The 17,350-nt window shown below is 63.3% G+C and carries 19 protein-coding genes; 14 read left to right on the top strand and 5 right to left on the bottom strand.

From position 1 onward, the window contains the following. Window positions 1–61: 61 nt before the first annotated feature. Window positions 62–331: an usg protein gene (locus tag M8744_RS08770; protein WP_251413359.1), complete on the top strand. Its 270-nt coding sequence runs from the start codon at window positions 62–64 to the stop codon at window positions 329–331. 102 nt (window positions 332–433) lie between these two features. On the opposite strand, the gene M8744_RS08765 is transcribed toward M8744_RS08770, so the two are convergent. Both M8744_RS08765 and hemB read right to left on the bottom strand, forming a co-directional pair. After that, window positions 434–994: a lipid-binding SYLF domain-containing protein gene (locus tag M8744_RS08765; protein WP_251413357.1), complete on the bottom strand. Its 561-nt coding sequence runs from the start codon at window positions 992–994 to the stop codon at window positions 434–436. Between the two features lie 147 nt (window positions 995–1,141). Further along, window positions 1,142–2,143 carry a porphobilinogen synthase gene (gene hemB, locus M8744_RS08760; RefSeq protein ID WP_251413355.1) on the bottom strand — a complete coding sequence of 334 codons (1,002 nt, stop codon included), beginning with the start codon at window positions 2,141–2,143 and terminating at the stop codon, window positions 1,142–1,144. A gap of 120 nt (window positions 2,144–2,263) precedes the next feature. Here hemB and M8744_RS08755 point away from each other — a divergent pair, with 120 nt between their 5' ends. Then, window positions 2,264–2,866, top strand: a complete 603-nt coding sequence (locus M8744_RS08755; RefSeq protein WP_434481357.1) for a component of SufBCD complex — start codon at window positions 2,264–2,266, stop codon at window positions 2,864–2,866. After that, a complete protein-coding gene (gene mfd, locus M8744_RS08750; RefSeq protein ID WP_251413353.1) occupies window positions 2,823–6,278 on the top strand; it encodes a transcription-repair coupling factor in 3,456 nt (1,151 codons plus the stop codon). The genes M8744_RS08755 and mfd overlap by 44 nt, the downstream gene beginning before the upstream one ends. Before the next feature lie 58 nt (window positions 6,279–6,336). Here the strand turns inward: mfd and M8744_RS08745 are convergent, their stop codons facing one another. Genes M8744_RS08745 through M8744_RS08735 form a run of 3 tightly spaced genes read right to left on the bottom strand, consistent with a single transcriptional unit; the run spans window position 6,337 to window position 7,837 of the window. Next, window positions 6,337–6,933: an HD domain-containing protein gene (locus M8744_RS08745; RefSeq protein ID WP_251413341.1), complete on the bottom strand. Its 597-nt coding sequence runs from the start codon at window positions 6,931–6,933 to the stop codon at window positions 6,337–6,339. Beyond that, window positions 6,930–7,178, bottom strand: a complete 249-nt coding sequence (locus M8744_RS08740; RefSeq protein WP_251413338.1) for a hypothetical protein — start codon at window positions 7,176–7,178, stop codon at window positions 6,930–6,932. Before M8744_RS08740 ends, M8744_RS08745 begins: the two co-directional genes overlap by 4 nt. A 5-nt stretch (window positions 7,179–7,183) precedes the next feature. Then, window positions 7,184–7,837 (bottom strand): alpha/beta hydrolase, encoded by a 654-nt coding sequence (locus M8744_RS08735; protein ID WP_251413335.1) that lies wholly within the window; start codon window positions 7,835–7,837, stop codon window positions 7,184–7,186. 153 nt (window positions 7,838–7,990) lie between these two features. Here M8744_RS08735 and iscR point away from each other — a divergent pair, with 153 nt between their 5' ends. The 11 genes from iscR to M8744_RS08680 all read left to right on the top strand — a co-directional run bounded on the left by iscR (window position 7,991) and on the right by M8744_RS08680 (window position 17,338). Beyond that, window positions 7,991–8,452 carry a Fe-S cluster assembly transcriptional regulator IscR gene (iscR, locus tag M8744_RS08730; protein ID WP_251413333.1) on the top strand — a complete coding sequence of 154 codons (462 nt, stop codon included), beginning with the start codon at window positions 7,991–7,993 and terminating at the stop codon, window positions 8,450–8,452. Window positions 8,453–8,579: 127 nt separating this feature from the next. After that, window positions 8,580–9,626, top strand: coding sequence for a cysteine desulfurase family protein (locus tag M8744_RS08725; protein WP_251413815.1), 1,047 nt, complete (start codon window positions 8,580–8,582; stop codon window positions 9,624–9,626). 19 nt (window positions 9,627–9,645) lie between these two features. Next, window positions 9,646–11,166 carry a Fe-S cluster assembly protein SufB gene (gene sufB / locus M8744_RS08720; protein WP_251413331.1) on the top strand — a complete coding sequence of 507 codons (1,521 nt, stop codon included), beginning with the start codon at window positions 9,646–9,648 and terminating at the stop codon, window positions 11,164–11,166. 33 nt (window positions 11,167–11,199) lie between these two features. After that, on the top strand, window positions 11,200–12,066 hold the full coding sequence (locus tag M8744_RS08715; protein ID WP_251413329.1) for an FkbM family methyltransferase: 867 nt from the start codon (window positions 11,200–11,202) through the stop codon (window positions 12,064–12,066). Next, window positions 12,063–12,377: a heavy metal-binding domain-containing protein gene (locus tag M8744_RS08710; RefSeq protein WP_251413328.1), complete on the top strand. Its 315-nt coding sequence runs from the start codon at window positions 12,063–12,065 to the stop codon at window positions 12,375–12,377. Before M8744_RS08715 ends, M8744_RS08710 begins: the two co-directional genes overlap by 4 nt. Before the next feature lie 59 nt (window positions 12,378–12,436). Then, the gene (locus tag M8744_RS08705; protein WP_251413812.1) at window positions 12,437–12,973 is read left to right on the top strand and encodes a class I SAM-dependent methyltransferase; all 537 of its coding nucleotides are present in this window, start codon (window positions 12,437–12,439) and stop codon (window positions 12,971–12,973) included. A gap of 38 nt (window positions 12,974–13,011) precedes the next feature. After that, window positions 13,012–13,767, top strand: coding sequence for a Fe-S cluster assembly ATPase SufC (gene sufC / locus M8744_RS08700; RefSeq protein ID WP_251413326.1), 756 nt, complete (start codon window positions 13,012–13,014; stop codon window positions 13,765–13,767). After that, a complete protein-coding gene (gene sufD, locus M8744_RS08695; protein ID WP_251413323.1) occupies window positions 13,767–15,053 on the top strand; it encodes a Fe-S cluster assembly protein SufD in 1,287 nt (428 codons plus the stop codon). The genes sufC and sufD overlap by 1 nt, the downstream gene beginning before the upstream one ends. Continuing rightward, a complete protein-coding gene (locus tag M8744_RS08690; RefSeq protein ID WP_251413320.1) occupies window positions 15,053–15,532 on the top strand; it encodes a YIP1 family protein in 480 nt (159 codons plus the stop codon). The genes sufD and M8744_RS08690 overlap by 1 nt, the downstream gene beginning before the upstream one ends. 2 nt (window positions 15,533–15,534) lie before the next feature. Further along, window positions 15,535–16,125 carry a Yip1 family protein gene (locus tag M8744_RS08685; protein WP_251413316.1) on the top strand — a complete coding sequence of 197 codons (591 nt, stop codon included), beginning with the start codon at window positions 15,535–15,537 and terminating at the stop codon, window positions 16,123–16,125. Next, window positions 16,118–17,338 (top strand): cysteine desulfurase, encoded by a 1,221-nt coding sequence (locus M8744_RS08680; protein ID WP_251413313.1) that lies wholly within the window; start codon window positions 16,118–16,120, stop codon window positions 17,336–17,338. Before M8744_RS08685 ends, M8744_RS08680 begins: the two co-directional genes overlap by 8 nt. Window positions 17,339–17,350 lie beyond the last annotated feature (12 nt).

The following is a 17,350-nucleotide window of genomic DNA, read 5'->3' as shown; positions in this document are numbered from 1 at the left end:
GTTGCAAATTAATTTCCGACGGGCATGATTTGAGGACAGTGACAGAAAACCGAGGTCAAAGATGGATCACCGTGAAACCGAATTGATGCTGAAGGGCTATGGGCTGACGACGGCGGAGATGTTCTATCACATGCCCGATTACGCCCATGTTCTGAACAGTTTCGTTTGGCAGGATTACGACATTGCACCCGATCATCCGCGGCTCTTCAAGTTCATCGAGTTCTGGCGGGAAGAGATAGAGGGACCGCTCCATTCGGTGCGCTTTACCCACCGCAAGATGGTGGCCCCGGGCGAATGGCGCAACGTCGTGGGTGAGTTCACACTGCATTGAGGGCGGTCGGTCGCGCATGTGCGGCATTCGTTTGCCTGACATGCGCGATCCGCCGAACGCGGCAGAAGGGCCACGGGGTGGGCGTCGCCCGGCGCCGTGTGTTCAGGGAATGATGCGGGTGTATTTAACGCCTTCAAGCGTGGCGCCCACCAGAAGACCGGCCTGGCCAAAGATCACGGCAAGGATCGGGGCCTGGGATGTGGTCGTTTCGGCGCGGATATTCTCGGCCTTGTCGTTGAACACGTATTCCACGTCGGCCCCTGCCGCCCAGCCTGACGAGCGCCGGAAACGCATCAGCGCCTCATCTGTCATGAAAAACAGTACATGCGCATATTGTTGCGCGCCGATCTGCAGCCCGAAACTGCCCTTGGTCGCCGAGTAGTAATCAACCGTCGAGCCGCCCACGCGCAGTGCGCCACGGCCGTAGCCACCGCCAAAGCCGAAGCCCGCCTCGGTCAGCAGAGGCATGACAAGTTGGCCGGTCGATTTCGTGGCAATGTCCTGCGTGCTGGGGTAGTTGCTGTAAAGAAAGTTCAGCGTGGAATCGACCCGCGCGTCGATCTTGGCGCCGCCATCGCTTCCCACGCCGTTGCCGCAGGCCGCCGTTACGCCCGCACCGGCCAGTGCGGCCAGCGTGAAGCTGCGTCGGGTAATTTTTGTCATTGTATATGCCTGTATCTGATTGCCTGACTGCTCTGCCGGTTTACACACCGATCTGCGCCGCAACTATACGTGTTGTGCTGCGATCTGTCACTAGGGCATGGGCCGGATGTGCGGGATGCCGCCATTGCCGGCGCGGCCACGGGCGGATCAGTTGTCTTGCAGCAGCCGCGCCACTTGTGGCGCGAAATAGGTCAGCACCCCGTCGCAGCCGGCACGCTTGAAGCACATGAGCGATTCAAGCATTGCCTTTTGCCCGTCGATCCAGCCGTTCTCGGCTGCACCCGCGATCATCGCGTATTCGCCCGACACCTGGTAGGCATAGGTGGGCGCGCCGAACGCGTCTTTCACCCGGCGGCAGATGTCCAGGTAGGGCATGCCGGGTTTGACCATCACCATGTCGGCGCCTTCGCGCAGGTCGCGCTCGACCAGGCGCAGGGCCTCGTTGCTGTTGGCTGGGTTCATCTGGTAGGTCGTCTTGTCTCCCACCAGCGCACCCGAGGCGCCCACGGCATCGCGGAAGGGGCCGTAAAAGGCGCTGGCGTATTTCGCCGCATAAGACAGCAGCATTACGTCCTTGAATCCTTCGGATTCAAGTTCGGTGCGGATCGCGCCGATACGGCTGTCCATCATGTCGCTGGGGCCGATGATATCGGCGCCCGCACGCGCCTGGCTGAGCGCCTGCCTCACCAGCGCATCCACGGTTTCATCATTGGGGATCTTGCCATCCACCACGAAGCCGTCATGCCCGAGGCTGTTATAGGGGTCCAGCGCCACGTCGGTCATCACCGCGATATCGGGCACCGCATCCTTGATGGCGCGCGTGGCGGAATTCGAAAGGTTGTCGGGGTTCCAGGCCTCGGCGCAATCCTCGGTCTTCTTGGCGGGGTCTGTGTAGGGAAACAGGCAGATCGCGGGAATTCCCAGGCTGGCCGCCTCGCGGGCCGCCTTGACCACGTTGTCGACGCTCAGACGGCTGACACCGGGCATCGAGGCGACGGGCTCGACCACGTCCTTGCCATCGCGCAGGAAGACCGGCCAGATCAGGTCACCCACTGTCAGCGCGTTTTCCTGTACCAGGGCACGGACCTGGGCCGATTGGCGGGTGCGGCGAAAGCGGGTGGCGGGAAAGGGGGCCTGGCTGGGGTGCATTGTCTTTTTTCCTTGGCAGCGGGGTTCAGAATGACTGACATGGAATTTCGCGCATCTCAAGGGTAGGAATTGCCACGCCGGAGCGATATGGAAGCGCGGAACAAGCTTTGAGGCACGCCATTGGACTGGTTCGACAACTTCACCACGCTGATCGACATGCGCTCTTTCTCCAGCGTGTGGTACTGGATCGCGCTTGCGGTTCTTTGGTCGACGGCCAGCCATTGGGTCCTGGGCATCCCCTTTGACATGGTCAGCCGGGCCGCCAGTCGCGGCGGGCAGGCACAGACCGATCTTGAGGACATGACACGCGTCATGACCAACCGGCTTTTGTCGATCTCGCGCATTTCCGGTTTGTGGCTGCTGGGGCTGGCCTGCTTTTTCCTGACGTCTCTGGCGCTTATCGGCTTTCTCTACGAAGTGCAGATGGCGCAGGCGGTGTTCTTGATGGTATTTCCGATGTCCCTCGTCGGGCTGCTAAGCCTGAATACCGCGCGGCGCATCCAGAACCGCCAGGCTAGCGGCGAGGAACTGCGCAAGGTGCTGTGGCGGCATCGGGTCATGGTTCAGGTGGTGGGAATGATCGCCATTTTCGTCACCGCGATGTGGGGTATGTATCAGAATCTCAAGGCTGGCATGGGCAACCATTTCGGCCCGATGGGCGCAATCGAGCAACAGGTAGATGATGACCCGAATAACGGTTGGGGGCGCCCCGGAGGGGTTTGACGCTCGCCTGATCCTGAACGAGGTGGCGCGCGCCGACGCGCCCGTTATCCATGTCGCGCGCGATGACAAGCGCCTGGCGGCCATGGAGGCGGCGTTGCGCTTTTTCGCGCCCGGAATGCCCGTTCTGCGCTTCCCCGCCTGGGATTGCCTGCCTTATGACCGCGTCAGCCCGCATGCCGATATTTCGGCAGAGCGCATGGCAACGCTGGCGGGGCTGGTGCACGGGGCGCCCCGGCAATTCGTGCTGCTGACCACGATCAGCGCTGCGATGCAGCGCATCCCCGCGCGCGAGGTTTTGCAAGAGGCTGCGTTCACCGCCCGCGTGGGCGAGCGCGTCAACGAAGAGGCGTTGCGGGCCTTCCTGGTGCGCATGGGGTTCGTGCAGGCGCCTACCGTGACGGAGCCGGGCGATTACGCCATTCGCGGCGGCATCATCGACATCTTTCCCCCCGGCGAGTCGGGCCCGGTGCGGCTTGATTTCTTCGGCGACGTTCTGGATGGCGCGCGCCGCTTTGATCCGGTCAGCCAGCGCACCACCGAAAAGCTGGACCTGGTTGAACTGGCGCCCGTTTCGGAGGTGATGCTGGACGACCCCGCGATCCGCCGTTTTCGCCAGAATTACCGGATCGAGTTCGGTGCCGCCGGCACTGATGACCCGCTCTACGAGGCGGTCAGCGCCGGGCGCAAGCACCAGGGCGTCGAGCACTGGCTGCCGTTCTTTCACGATCGGCTCGAGGTCGTGTTCGACTACCTGCCGCAGGCCACCGTCACGCTGGATGACCAGGTGACGCCCACCCGTATCAGCCGTTGGGAGGGGATTGTCGATCAATACGACACAAGGCGCGAGGCGATGGCGCAAAAGGGCCGTGGCGACAGCGTCTACAAGCCGGTGCCGCCGGGGCTTTTGTATCTCGATGATGAAGGCTGGGAGGCCGCCCTGGGTGCGCGCCGCGTGATGCAGTTCAGCCCGCTGCCACAGCCCTCAGGCCCCGGGGTGATCGACGCGGGCGGGCGTGTCGGGCGCAGCTTCGCGCCCGAACGGCAGGCCGAAACCCTCAGCCTTTTTGGTGCCCTGGCCGATCACATCAAGGCGCGGCTGGATGTCGGGCCGGTCGTGATCGCCTCGTATTCCGAGGGCGCGCGTGAGCGCCTCGACGGTCTGATCGAGGACGAGGGTGTATTGGGCGCGGTCCATGTGCGCGACATGGGCGGTGTCGGCAAGCACGGGCTGCACCTGGCGGTCTGGGCGCTGGAACAGGGGTTCGAGGCCGAGTCGTTGACGGTTATCAGCGAGCAGGATGTCCTGGGCGACCGGCTGATCCGAGCGCCCAAGAAACGCCGCCGGGCCGAGAACTTCCTGACCGAGGCGCAGGCGCTGTCGCCGGGCGATCTGGTGGTGCATGTCGATCATGGCGTGGGGCGCTATCACGGGCTTGAGGTTGTGACGGCGGCGGGCGCGGCGCATGAATGCCTGCTGCTGGAATATGCCGAGGGCGCCAAGCTGTACCTGCCGGTCGAGAATATCGAACTGTTGTCGAAATTCGGCCACGAAGAGGGGCTGCTCGATCGGTTGGGCGGTGGCGCGTGGCAGGCCAAGAAGGCCAAGCTGAAAGAACGCATACGCGAAATGGCCGAGCGGTTGATCCGCGTGGCCGCCGAACGTGCGTTGCGCCGTGCCCCTGTTCTGGAGCCGCCGCCCCACGCTTGGGAAGAGTTCAGCGCGCGCTTTCCCTATACCGAAACCGACGACCAGCTGCGCGCGATCGAGGATGTCCTGGCCGACATGACAAGCGGCCAGCCGATGGACAGGCTGATTTGTGGCGACGTTGGGTTTGGCAAGACAGAGGTTGCGATGCGCGCGGCTTTTATCGCGGCCATGTCTGGCGTGCAGGTTGCGGTGATCGCCCCCACGACACTGCTGGCGCGCCAGCATTTCAAAAGTTTTTCCGACCGGTTCCGCGGCTTCCCGCTCGAGGTGCGGGCACTTTCTCGGTTCGTCAACGCCAAGCAGGCCGCGCAAACGCGCGAGGGCTTGGCCAAGGGCACGGTAGATATCGTGGTGGGCACCCATGCGTTGCTGGCCAAGTCGGTTAAGTTTCAGAACCTTGGCCTGCTTGTCATCGACGAAGAGCAGCATTTCGGCGTGGCCCACAAGGAGCGCCTGAAACAGATGCGCAGCGACGTGCACGTTCTGACGCTGACCGCCACGCCGATTCCGCGCACGTTGCAACTGTCGCTGTCGGGTGTGCGTGACCTGTCGATCATCGGCACTCCGCCGGTCGACCGGCTGGCCATCCGCACCTATGTCAGCGAATTCGATCGCGTCACCATCCGCGAGGCGCTGCTGCGCGAGCATTACCGGGGCGGGCAGTCCTTCTACGTGGTGCCGCGCATTTCCGACCTGCGCGAGATCGAGGATTTCCTGCAATCGCAGGTGCCCGAGATCTCGTATGTCGTGGCGCATGGCCAGATGGCGGCGGGGGAACTCGATGACCGCATGAACGCCTTTTACGATGGCAAATATGACGTGTTGCTGGCCACGACGATCGTGGAATCGGGGTTGGATATTCCGACCGCCAACACGATGGTGGTACACCGCGCCGACATGTTCGGGCTTAGCCAGCTTTACCAGATCCGGGGTCGCGTCGGGCGGTCTAAAACCCGCGCCTATGCCTACCTGACGACCAAGCCGCGCGCGCCGCTGACACCGGCGGCCGAAAAGCGGCTGCGCGTGCTGGGGAGCCTCGACAGCCTCGGCGCTGGCTTTACGCTGGCCAGCCAGGACCTGGACATTCGCGGCGCCGGCAACCTGCTGGGCGAAGAGCAGTCGGGCCAGGTGCGCGACGTGGGTTACGAGCTTTACCAGACCATGCTGGAAGAGGCGATTGCCAAGATCCGCGCGGGAGAGATGGAGGGGCTGTCGGAGGCAGATGAGCAATGGGCCCCCCAGATCAACCTCGGCGTGCCCGTTCTGATCCCCGAGGATTACGTGCCCGACCTGGACGTGCGATTGGGATTGTATCGCCGTCTCAGCGGGTTGCACACCAAGGTTGAACTGGAAGGATTCGCCGCCGAACTGATCGACCGCTTCGGCAAGCTTCCGAAAGAGGTGAACACGCTGCTGCTGGTCGTGCGTATCAAGGCGATGTGCAAGCGCGCGGGTATCGCCAAGCTGGACGGCGGCCCCAAGGGCGCCACGATCCAGTTTCACAATGACAAGTTCGCCTCGCCCGAGGGGTTGGTGGAGTTCATCAAGGATCAGCGCGGCCTGGCCAAGGTCAAGGACAACAAGATCGTGGTGCGCCGCGATTGGAAGAACGAGGCCGACAAGATCAAGGGCGCCTTTGCCATCGCGCGCGACCTGGCCGAAAAGGTGATCGCCGTGGAAAAGAAGAAAAAGGCCCAGGCGTAAACCCGGCCGTCGCCGGTGCGTTTATGCGTGCGGCCCTGGTGCATTTCGGGCGCCGGGTTCACCGATGCTTGTGAGTGGCAAACCATGCGCGAATGCGCGGCGCGATCCAGCCCCAAAGGGCAGGCGCGCCACGGGCGATGGGCCTGCCCACGCGGCTTTCCACCATGTCCAGCGTTGCGCCGTGGTTCACCCAGCTGATCCCGCCCGAGGCGAGGTTCTGGTTGGGCGGTTGAAACCGGTCGAGCGCCTTGGCAAACCGCGCATCCGGGCTGTCGGCGGCCTCAAACTCATCCCAAAGCGCGCGCAGATCGCGCGCCTGATCGGGTGGCAAGAGACCAAAGATGCGCCGGGCGGCGGCCTGTTCGCGTACCGCGATGGCGGCGCGGTCGGCCTCGGCATAGATCGGGGTGTCGCCCGCGTCGATCTCAACCAGGTCATGCAGCAGCAACATGCGGATCACGCGGGAAATATCGACGCCCCCGGGCGCGTGTTCGGCCAGCACCAGGGCATAGAGCGCCAGGTGCCAGCTATGCTCGGCCGTGTTCTCGGGCCGCGAGGCGTCGCAAAGGGTCGTGGCGCGCGTTACCGTTTTCAGCCGGCAGGCCTCGGTCAGAAAGGCCATCTGCGCATCAAGCCGCCGGGCCTGCTCGGTCATTTGGTGCCTGGCGTTGCAGGTTTCGCCGATTGTTGAGCTGCGCGTGCCCTGGTGCGGAGCAGTTGGCGCGCGCGGGCAACGGCCATGCGCACCCGTATCGCCGACATGAACGCCTCTTGCGTCGGCGTGGATGAGGCGCCCAACGTATTGGACACCTCTGAAACCAGGTCTTCGTTGCCGGTGATCTCGACCAGCTTGAGCGTGTCGCGCGCCAGTTCGTCTGCCAGGTCTTCGGTGACGCCCATCTTTTTTACCGCGAATTTTCCGTCAGGCGCCGTTTGACGTAATCACTGACGGTTCCGATCATCGTGTCCATATGCGGCTCTTCGAAGAAATGGCCCGCGCCCTCGATTTCCTCGTGGGTGATGGTGATGCCCTTTTGCTCGTGCAGCTTGCCCACCAGGCTGACGGTATCGGCCGGGGGGGCCACGCGGTCATTGGTGCCGTTGATGATCAGGCCCGAGGCCGGGCAGGGCGCAAGGAAGCTGAAATCATACATGTTGGCCGGCGGGGCCACCGAAACGAAGCCGGTGATCTCGGGGCGGCGCATCAAGAGCTGCATGCCGATCCAGGCGCCGAAGGAAAACCCTGCAACCCAGCAATGCTTGGAGTTGTTGTTCATCGATTGCAGGTAATCGAGCGCCGAGGCGGCATCGCTGAGTTCGCCCACGCCCTGGTCGTATTCGCCCTGGCTGCGCCCGACACCGCGGAAATTGAACCGCAACACGGTAAAGCCCATATTATAAAACGCGTAATGCAGGTTGTAGACGACCTTGTTGTTCATCGTGCCCCCGAACTGAGGGTGCGGATGCAGAACGATTGCAATGGGCGCGTCGCGCTCTTTTTGCGGGTGATAGCGGCCTTCCAGGCGGCCTTCGGGTCCGGGAAAAATGACCTCGGGCATGACATTCCTTGTCAGAATTGGCTTGGCATTATAGTTGACTGTAACGCTCAAGCACTTTAGAACTGTTCTAATTCCCGGCGGTCGCGCCGGATCAGGGTGATAGCGAGATAAGCCTTTCGCCCTGCAAGGTCAATCTGTTGGCGGGGTAGGGCCATGAAACTGAGCACCAAGGGGCGCTATGCGATGGTGGCGCTGACCGATATCGCGCTACAGCCGCAGGGCAACCTGGTGACGTTGGGCGATATTTCGCGACGCCAGGACGTGTCCTTGCCCTATCTCGAACAGTTGTTCGTCAAGCTGCGCCGGGCCGGGCTGGTCGAGTCGGTGCGCGGGCCGGGCGGCGGGTACCGACTGGCGAAACCGGCGTCGGACATTCGCGTGGTCGACGTTCTGGCGGCGGTCGACGAAACGGTGGACGCCATGCACAAGGGCGCCGGCGCCACCGGCGGCCTGTCGGGCAGCCGCGCGCAATCGCTGACGAACCGTTTGTGGGAGGGGCTGAGCGCGCATGTTTATGTCTTCCTGCACCAGACACGGCTGTCGGACGTGGTCGAGAATGACCTGGCCCCGTGCCCGGCCGTGCCCACCCTGTTTTCCGTCGTGGACGAGGGATGACGCGGCGTGAGCATGCGGAGCGGGCTTTCGCCCGCGCTTGGGGCGCATCGCTTGCGCGATGCAGGATGAGGGGCGCTGCCCCTCAAGCACCCCGGGGTATTTCTGGCAAGAGGAAGGATTGATGGCTTTGCGCCGCGTTTACCTGGATTACAACGCCACCGCACCGCTGCGGCCCGAGGCCCGCGAGGCGATGCTGGCGGCGTTCGATCTGGCGGGCAACCCCAGCAGCGTGCATGCCGAGGGGCGTGCCGCCAAGGCGTTGATCGAGCGGGCGCGCGGGCAGGTGGCCGAGGCCTTCGGGGCCGACGGGGCGGATGTGATCTTTACCTCCGGGGCAACCGAGGCCGCGGCGCTGGCTTGCGCAGGGCGTGGATTGTCGGGTGCGGGGGTCGAGCATGACGCGGTGGGCGCCTGGGTTGACGAGGTGCTGCCGGTTGACGGGCAGGGGCGTGTGACCGTTGGCGATCCGGGCCGGTCTGTCTTGCAGGCGGCCAATTCGGAGACCGGCGTTGTGCAGGATCTGCCGCAGGGACTGGCCGTGGTGGACGCCACGCAAGCCTTTGGCAAGCTGCCCTTTGCCTTCAACTGGGCGGGGTGCGAGATGGCGCTGATCTCGGCGCACAAGCTGGGCGGGCCCAAGGGCGTGGGCGCGCTGGTGGTGCGGCGGGGCACCGATGTGGCCGCGCATCTACGCGGCGGCGGGCAGGAGATGGGCCGGCGCGCGGGCACGGAAAACGTGGCCGCGATCGCGGGGTTCGGGGCGGCCGCGCAGCAGGCCGCGCGGGATCTGGCCGACGGGGTGTGGGACCGCGTTCTTGAACTTAGAAAAATTCTAGAAAAGGCCATTGAGGCTGGCGCAAAAGAGACTATTTTGGTCGGGAAAGATACGCAGCGCCTGCCGAACACCTGTTGCTTTGTCACCCCCGGCTGGAAGGGCGAGACGCAGGTGATGACGATGGACCTGGCCGGGTTCGCCGTAAGTGCGGGCAGCGCCTGTTCGAGTGGCAAGGTGCGCGCCAGCAAGGTGCTGGCGGCGATGGGGTTCGACGAGGCTGCGGCTGCCTGCGCGATGCGGGTGTCGCTGGGCCCCGATACGACGGAAGAAAACGTGCTGCGCTTTGCCGAGGCGTGGTTGAGCAAGTTGGAACGGCACCGCGCACGCAGCGCGGCGTAACAGGAAAGGAAGGCGGCCCATGACGGCTTTGGACAAGGTAGAGGTGAAGGAAGGCGTCGATCAGGAAACGGTCGATGCGGTCAAATCCCTTGGCAAGTACAAGCATGGCTGGGAAACCGATATCGAGATGGAATACGCCCCAAAGGGGCTGACCTCGGATATCGTGCGGCTGATCTCGGAGAAGAATGGCGAGCCCGCCTGGATGACCGAGTGGCGCCTGCAGGCCTACGAGCGCTGGCTGAACATGAAGGAGCCGGACTGGGCCATGGTCGATTACCCCGAGATCGATTTCCAGGACCAGTATTACTATGCCCGGCCCAAGAGCATGGAAGACAAGCCCCAGAGCCTGGACGATGTCGACCCCAAGCTGTTGGCCACCTATGAAAAGCTGGGCATCCCCCTTAAGGAGCAGATGATCCTGGCCGGGGTCGAGGGCGCCGAGGATGCGCCCGCCGAAGGCCGCAAGGTCGCCGTCGATGCGGTGTTCGATTCCGTCTCGGTAGGCACGACCTTCCAGGCCGAGCTCAAAAAGGCCGGGGTGATCTTCTGCTCGATCTCCGAGGCGATCCGCGAGCATCCCGAGCTGGTCAAGAAATACCTGGGCTCGGTCGTGCCGGTATCGGACAATTTCTACGCGACGCTGAACAGCGCGGTGTTCTCGGACGGGTCTTTCGTCTACGTGCCGCCTGGCGTGCGCTGCCCGATGGAGCTGTCGACCTATTTCCGTATCAACGCTGAAAACACCGGCCAGTTCGAACGCACGCTGATCATTGCCGACAAGGGGTCGTTCGTCTCGTATCTCGAAGGCTGCACCGCACCGCAGCGCGACATCGCGCAACTTCATGCCGCCGTGGTCGAGATCATCGTCGAAGAAGACGCCGAGGTGAAATATTCCACGGTGCAGAACTGGTATCCGGGCGACGAGAACGGCAAGGGCGGGATCTACAACTTCGTGACCAAGCGCGCCGATTGCCGCGGCGACCGGGCCAAGGTGATGTGGACGCAGGTTGAAACCGGATCGGCCGTGACGTGGAAATACCCGTCCTGCATCCTGCGTGGCGATGACAGCCAGGGCGAATTCTATTCGATCGCCATCACCAACAACCATCAGCAGGCCGATACCGGCACCAAGATGGTGCACCTTGGCAAGAACACCAAGTCGCGCATCGTGTCGAAGGGGATAAGCGCGGGCTACGCACAAAACACCTATCGCGGGCTTGTGTCGATGCACCCCAAGGCGAAGAACAGCCGCAACTATACCCAGTGCGACAGCTTGCTGATCGGCGACAAGTGCGGCGCGCATACGGTGCCGTATATCGAGGTGCGCAACAACTCTTCCCGGGTCGAGCACGAGGCGACAACCTCGAAGGTGGATGACGACCAGATGTTCTATTGCCGCCAGCGCGGCATGGACGAGGAAGAGGCCGTGGCGCTGATCGTCAATGGCTTTGCCAAGGAAGTGTTGCAGGCGCTGCCGATGGAGTTTGCCATGGAAGCGCAGCAGCTGGTGGCCATTTCGCTGGAAGGGTCGGTGGGCTGATGCCCGCCTGATGGCCGCACGGTGAGCACCCCATTGGCATATCTGGCAGGGGCCCTGGCGCCCCTGCGCCCTTTGCGCATCGCGGATGTGGGCGCGAACCCGATCGTCGCGTCGGCCTACGACGCCCTTGTGCGGCAGGGGCTGGCGCAGGTCTGGGGGTTTGAGCCGCATCCCGTGGCGGCGGCAGCGCTGCGTGACCAGGCGCCCGAGAACGTAAAGGTGATCGAGCAGGCGATAGGCGCGCCGGGCCGCGCGGTGTTCAACGCTTATCCAGCCTCCGAGATGTCGTCCTTGTTCAAGCTGTCGCGAAGAAGCATCGGATACCTAGGGCATTTCCGCAGGCATCTTGATAGCGAGGAGGAGGTCGACGTAACGCTCGACTCGCTCGATGCGGTGGCGGATGTGCCGATGATCGACTGCCTCAAGGTCGATGCGCAGGGTGCCGAACTGTCGGTGATCGAGGGCGCACGGCAAAAGCTGGTGCAGGCGGTTGCGGTGGTCGCCGAGATGCGGTTTTACCGTCTTTACGATGGCGAACCCGAGATGCACGAGCTCGACCGCGCGTTGCGGGGGCAGGGGTTTGTTCTGCATCGCTTTATCGCGCCGAAGGCACGTATGCTGGGCAACAGCCAGGCGCATCGGCTGAACCGGCGCGCGGTGGGCAGCCAGTTGATCGACGGCGACGCGGTCTATATTCGCAACCTCGAAGACCGCGCGGCGGTCAGCGATGAGCAATTGGCGCATCTGGCGCTTTTGGCAGATGCGATGTTCGGCAGCCGCGACCTGGCGCTGTGGTGCCTTGACGAGCTGGCGGCGCGTGGCGCGCTTCCCGGCAAGGTGGCTGCCAAATATGTCGACAAGCTGCCGGCCGCGCTGAAAGCAGAAGGGGCGAAGGCATGATCGTCACGACCACCAACTCCATCGAGGGTCACAAGATCGTCGACTACCGCGGTATCGTCGTGGGCGAGGCGATCATGGGCGCCAACATCGTGCGCGATATCTTTGCAAACGTGACCGACATCGTAGGTGGCCGGTCGGGCGCCTATGAAACCAAGCTGCAAGATGGGCGCGATACCGCCCTGCGCGAGTTGGAGCAACGCGCGCTGGCATTGGGCGGCAATGCCGTGGTGGGCGTGGACCTGGATTACGAGGTGGTGGGCCAGTCGATGCTGATGGTTTCGGCCAGCGGTACGGCGGTGGTGATCGAGTGAAACAAGGCGCCGACATACTTGCGCGTCCGGAACTGACGCTGCCCGAGGCAGAGACCGCCATGGTGCGCGCGGCGTATGGCCGGGCGGATGTCATCCTGGAATATGGGTCGGGCGGGTCCACGGTGTTGGGCGCCGAAATGGGCAAGCGCGTGCTGTCGGTGGAAAGCGACCAGGACTGGGCGAAGATGATGCGCGACTGGTTCACGCAGAACCCGCCCGAGGGCGAGGTTGACATAATCTGGTCTGACATCGGCCCTACGAAGGAATGGGGGCATCCGGTGGATGACCGTGCCTGGAAACGGTTCGCCCGCTACCCGCTGGAGGTGTGGGACATGCCCGAGTTCGCCCATCCCGACGTGGTGTTGGTGGACGGGCGGTTTCGCGTGGGCTGTGCGCTGGCCGCGGCCTATCGCATCACGCGCCCTGTCGGCCTTTATTTCGATGACTACGTGCCGCGCAAGCGGTTTCACGAGGTCGAAGAGTTCATCGGCCCGCCGGCCGAGATCGCGGGGCGCATGGCACGGTTCGAACTGAGGCCGCAGGCGATCCCGCCCGACCGGCTGTTGCGGATGGTGCAATTGATGACACGGCCCTGAAGGGCTGCCCGAAAAAGAGAACGAGAAAGGAACGAAAAATGCTGGAAATCAAGAACCTTCACGTACGCCTGGAAGAAGAGGACAAGAAGATTCTGAAAGGTGTGGATCTGACGGTCGAGCCCGGCAAGGTACATGCGATCATGGGGCCCAACGGGTCGGGCAAATCGACGCTGTCTTACGTGCTTTCGGGGCGTGACGGTTACGAGGTGACCGATGGTACCGCCACGCTGGATGGTCACGACCTGCTGGACATGGAGCCCGAGGAGCGCGCCGCCGTGGGCCTGTTCCTTGCGTTCCAGTACCCGGTCGAGATTCCGGGCGTCGGCAACATGACATTCCTGCGCACCGCAGTGAACGCGCAGCGTAAGGCGCGCGGTCAGGAAGAGATGTCGTCGGCCGATTTCCTCAAGCTCATTCGCGAGAAGGCCAAGGAACTGAAGATCGACGCCGACATGCTGAAACGCCCGGTCAACGTGGGCTTTTCGGGCGGCGAGAAAAAGCGCAACGAGATCCTGCAAATGGCAATGCTGGAACCCAAGATGTGCATCCTCGACGAAACCGACAGCGGCCTTGACGTGGATGCCATGAAACTTGTCAGCGACGGCGTGAACGCGCTGCGCGACGAAGGCCGCGGGTTTTTGGTGATCACGCACTACCAGCGGCTGTTGAACCACATCAAGCCGGACGTGGTGCACATCATGTCTGATGGCCGCATCATCAAGACGGGTGGCCCCGAGCTGGCGCTCGAGGTCGAGGAAAACGGCTATGCCGATATTGTCGAGGAGGTGGCGTGATGGCATTGCCCCAGGCAAAACTGGACGCAACCGAGGCGCGTCTTGCCGCGCTGGCGCTGCCTGCGGGCGGCACCTGGATCACCCAGGCGCGCGAGGCGGCGCTGGCCCGCGTGCGCGAGATGGGGCTGCCCGGGCGGCGGGACGAATACTGGAAATTCACCCGCCCCGACACGCTGATCGTGCCGCAGGCGCCCAAGGCGGCTGTCTTTGCCGATGACGAAGGCCTGCCATTCGACGACATGGATCGGCTGCGCGTTGTGTTCGTGGATGGCGTGTTCGACGCCGAGGCCAGCGACGACCTGTCGGCCGCAGGCATCGAGATCGAGCGGCTGGAAACTGCCGCCGCGCAGGACATCCACTGGGCCAAGGATATCTACGGCACGCTGGAAAAGGCCGGACAGAACCCGGTGATGCGCCCGCTGGCCGCTTTGAACAGCGCCTACGCCACCGATGGCGTGGTGATCCGCGTCACCGGCAAGGCGAAAAAGCCCGTCAGCCTGATCTATCATCACCAGTCCGAGACCTCGGACGCGATCCTGCACAATGTCATCAAGCTGGAAAAGGGCGCCGAGCTTACGGTGCTGGAAAACGGGCCTGCCGCGGCGCGGTTCAACCAGGTGATGGAGGTCGACGTGGCCGATACCGCGCGCTTTCACCACGTGCGCATCCAGGGCCGCGACCACGAACGCCACGCGGCGACGCATATCTTTGCGCGGTTGGGCACGGAAAGCGTGTTCAAATCCTTTACCATGACGGTGAACGGCGTGATGACGCGCAACGAATGCGTGATCGAACTGACGGGCGACGATGCCATGGCCCACGTGGCCGGTGCGGCCATGGGGGATGGCGATTTTCACCAGGATGACACGGTGTTCATTACCCATGACGCGGTGAATTGCGAAAGCCGCCAGGTGTTCAAAAAGGTGTTGCGCAACGGTGCCACGGGCGTTTTCCAGGGCAAGATCCTGGTGCAGCCCGAGGCACAGAAAACCGATGGCTACCAGATCAGCCAGTCGCTTTTGCTGGATGATGACAGCAATTTCCTGGCCAAGCCCGAACTTGAAATCTATGCCGATGACGTGGCCTGTTCGCACGGGTCGACCACGGGGGCGATCGACGAGGACATGCTGTTCTACCTGCGTGCCCGCGGCTTGCCTCTGGGCAAGGCGCAGGATCTGCTGGTGCTGGCTTTCCTTGCCGAGGCCGTCGAAGAGATCGAGGACGAGCCGCTGCGTGAACATATCACGGTGCGCCTGCAGGGCTGGCTGGAGCGTCACAGTCGCTGATGGCCCTTATGCGTGACATCACGGCCACCTACCGTGGCCCGGGTCGCGTGGTGGGCCGCCTTCTGGCGGCCCCCACCAATGAAGGCCGCGCATTGGCGCTGGTAATGGGCGCCTGCGTGGTGTTGTTCATCGCGCGCTGGCCCGCCTTGGCGCGCCAGGCCCACCTTCAGGACGAGGATTTGCAGATGCTGCTGGGCAGCACCCTGTTTGCAACGGTGTTCATGCTGCCGCTTCTGTTTTATGTTCTGGGCCTTGTCGCGCATCTGCTGGCGCGGGGTTTGGGTGGAAAGGGCACGGCCTACGGTGCCCGTATCGCGTTGTTCTGGGCCTTGCTTGCATCGTCGCCCTTGGTTTTGTTGAACGGGCTGGTGGCCGGTTTCATCGGTCCGGGTATCCAGCTTACCATCGTTGGTATCTTGTGGACGGCCGTGTTCTTGTGGTTCTGGATTGCCGGCATGCGCCGGGTTGGATGGGGATGAGGATGACAACACGCAGCCTGAAAGATCTGGCCGTCCAGACGTTGACTGCCCCGCGTGAGGCAGCCGAATATCTGCTGGGCCTGAACATCGCGCGCAACACGCTGTGGATGGCTCTGGTGCTGGCAACGGTGCTTAATGCGCTGCTGTTCAGCCTGTCGAATTATCTTTTCCCCACGCCGATGCCGATGCAGGGCCTGTTCGACAACCCCTTGCTTTACGCGTTGGCGCAGGGCGGGGGGCTGGCTATCACGGTGTTCGTGCTGACATGGGTCGGCAACATGATGGGTGGCAAGGGCCAGTTGGGCGATGTTCTGATCGCGCTGGTCTGGTTGCAGTTCATGCGCGTGCTGGCCCAGGCGCTGGTGATTGTTCTGGGCGTGGCCATTCCGATGCTGGGCGGGCTCGTGTCGCTGGCGGTGCTGGGGCTCAGCGTGTGGATATTGCTGAATTTCATAAATGTCGCGCATCAATTCGACTCGCTCGGCAAGTCTTTCCTGGTGCTGTTCCTGGCGGCGATGGGCGTCAGTTTCGGTATATCGATCATCCTGATGCTCATCGGAGTATCGGCCGAAGGGGTTAATCCCAATGTATGATGTCGACACGATCCGCCGCGACTTTCCGATCTTGTCGCGCGAGGTGAACGGCAAGCCGCTGGTCTATCTCGACAACGGCGCGAGCGCGCAAAAACCGCAGGTGGTGATTGACGCGATCACCACCGCCTACGCGCATGAATACGCCAATGTGCATCGCGGGCTGCATTACCTCTCGAACCTGGCAACCGAGAAATACGAATCCGTCCGGGGCACGGTGGCCCGCTTTCTGGGCGCGGCGGACGAGAACGAGATTGTCCTGAACTCGGGCACGACCGAGGGCATCAACATGGTTGCCTATGGCTGGGCCATGCCCCGGATGGAGGCGGGCGACGAGATCGTGCTGTCGGTGATGGAGCACCACGCCAACATCGTACCGTGGCATTTCCTGCGCGAACGCCAGGGCGTTGACCTGAAGTGGGTCGATTGCGACGCCACGGGCGCGCTGGACCCGCAAAAGGTGATCGACGCGATCGGCCCCCGGACCAAGCTGGTGGCGATCACGCATCTGTCGAACGTGCTGGGCACGGTGGTCGACGTGAAAGCCATTTGTGCCGCTGCGCGCGAAAAGGGCGTGCCGGTGCTGGTCGATGGCAGCCAGGCCGCCGTGCACATGCCCGTGGACGTGCAGGACATAGGCTGCGATTTCTATGCCGTCACGGGGCACAAGCTTTATGGCCCGTCGGGGTCGGGGGCGATCTGGGTCGCCAAGGAGCGGCTGGCCGAGATGCGCCCCTTCATGGGCGGTGGCGACATGATCCGCGATGTCAGCAAGAACAGCGTCACCTATGCCGATCCGCCGATGAAATTCGAGGCGGGCACGCCGGGCATCGTGCAGACGATCGGGCTGGGCGTTGCGCTCGATTACATGATGGGCGTCGGGATGCAGAATATCGCCGCGCATGAGGCCGATCTGGCGCGCTACGCGACCGAGCGCCTTTCGGGCTTGAACTGGCTGACGGTGCAGGGCTCCGCGCCGGGCAAGGCGGCCATATTCTCGTTCACCATGCAGGGCGTGGCCCATGCCCATGACATCAGCACGATTCTCGACAAGAAGGGCGTTGCCGTGCGCGCAGGCCACCATTGCGCCGGCCCGCTGATGGAGCATCTGGGCACGCCGGCCACCTGTCGCGCGTCGTTCGGCATGTACAATACCCAAGGCGAGGTCGACGCGTTGATCGACGCGCTGGAACTGGCCCACGACCTGTTTGGCTGACCGCGGGCGCTG

The organism is Lutimaribacter degradans, from assembly GCF_023703375.1.
Lineage (GTDB): Bacteria > Pseudomonadota > Alphaproteobacteria > Rhodobacterales > Rhodobacteraceae > Lutimaribacter > Lutimaribacter degradans.
Note: the sequence above shows the minus strand (reverse complement) of the source record. Positions and strands in the feature narration are given on the sequence as shown.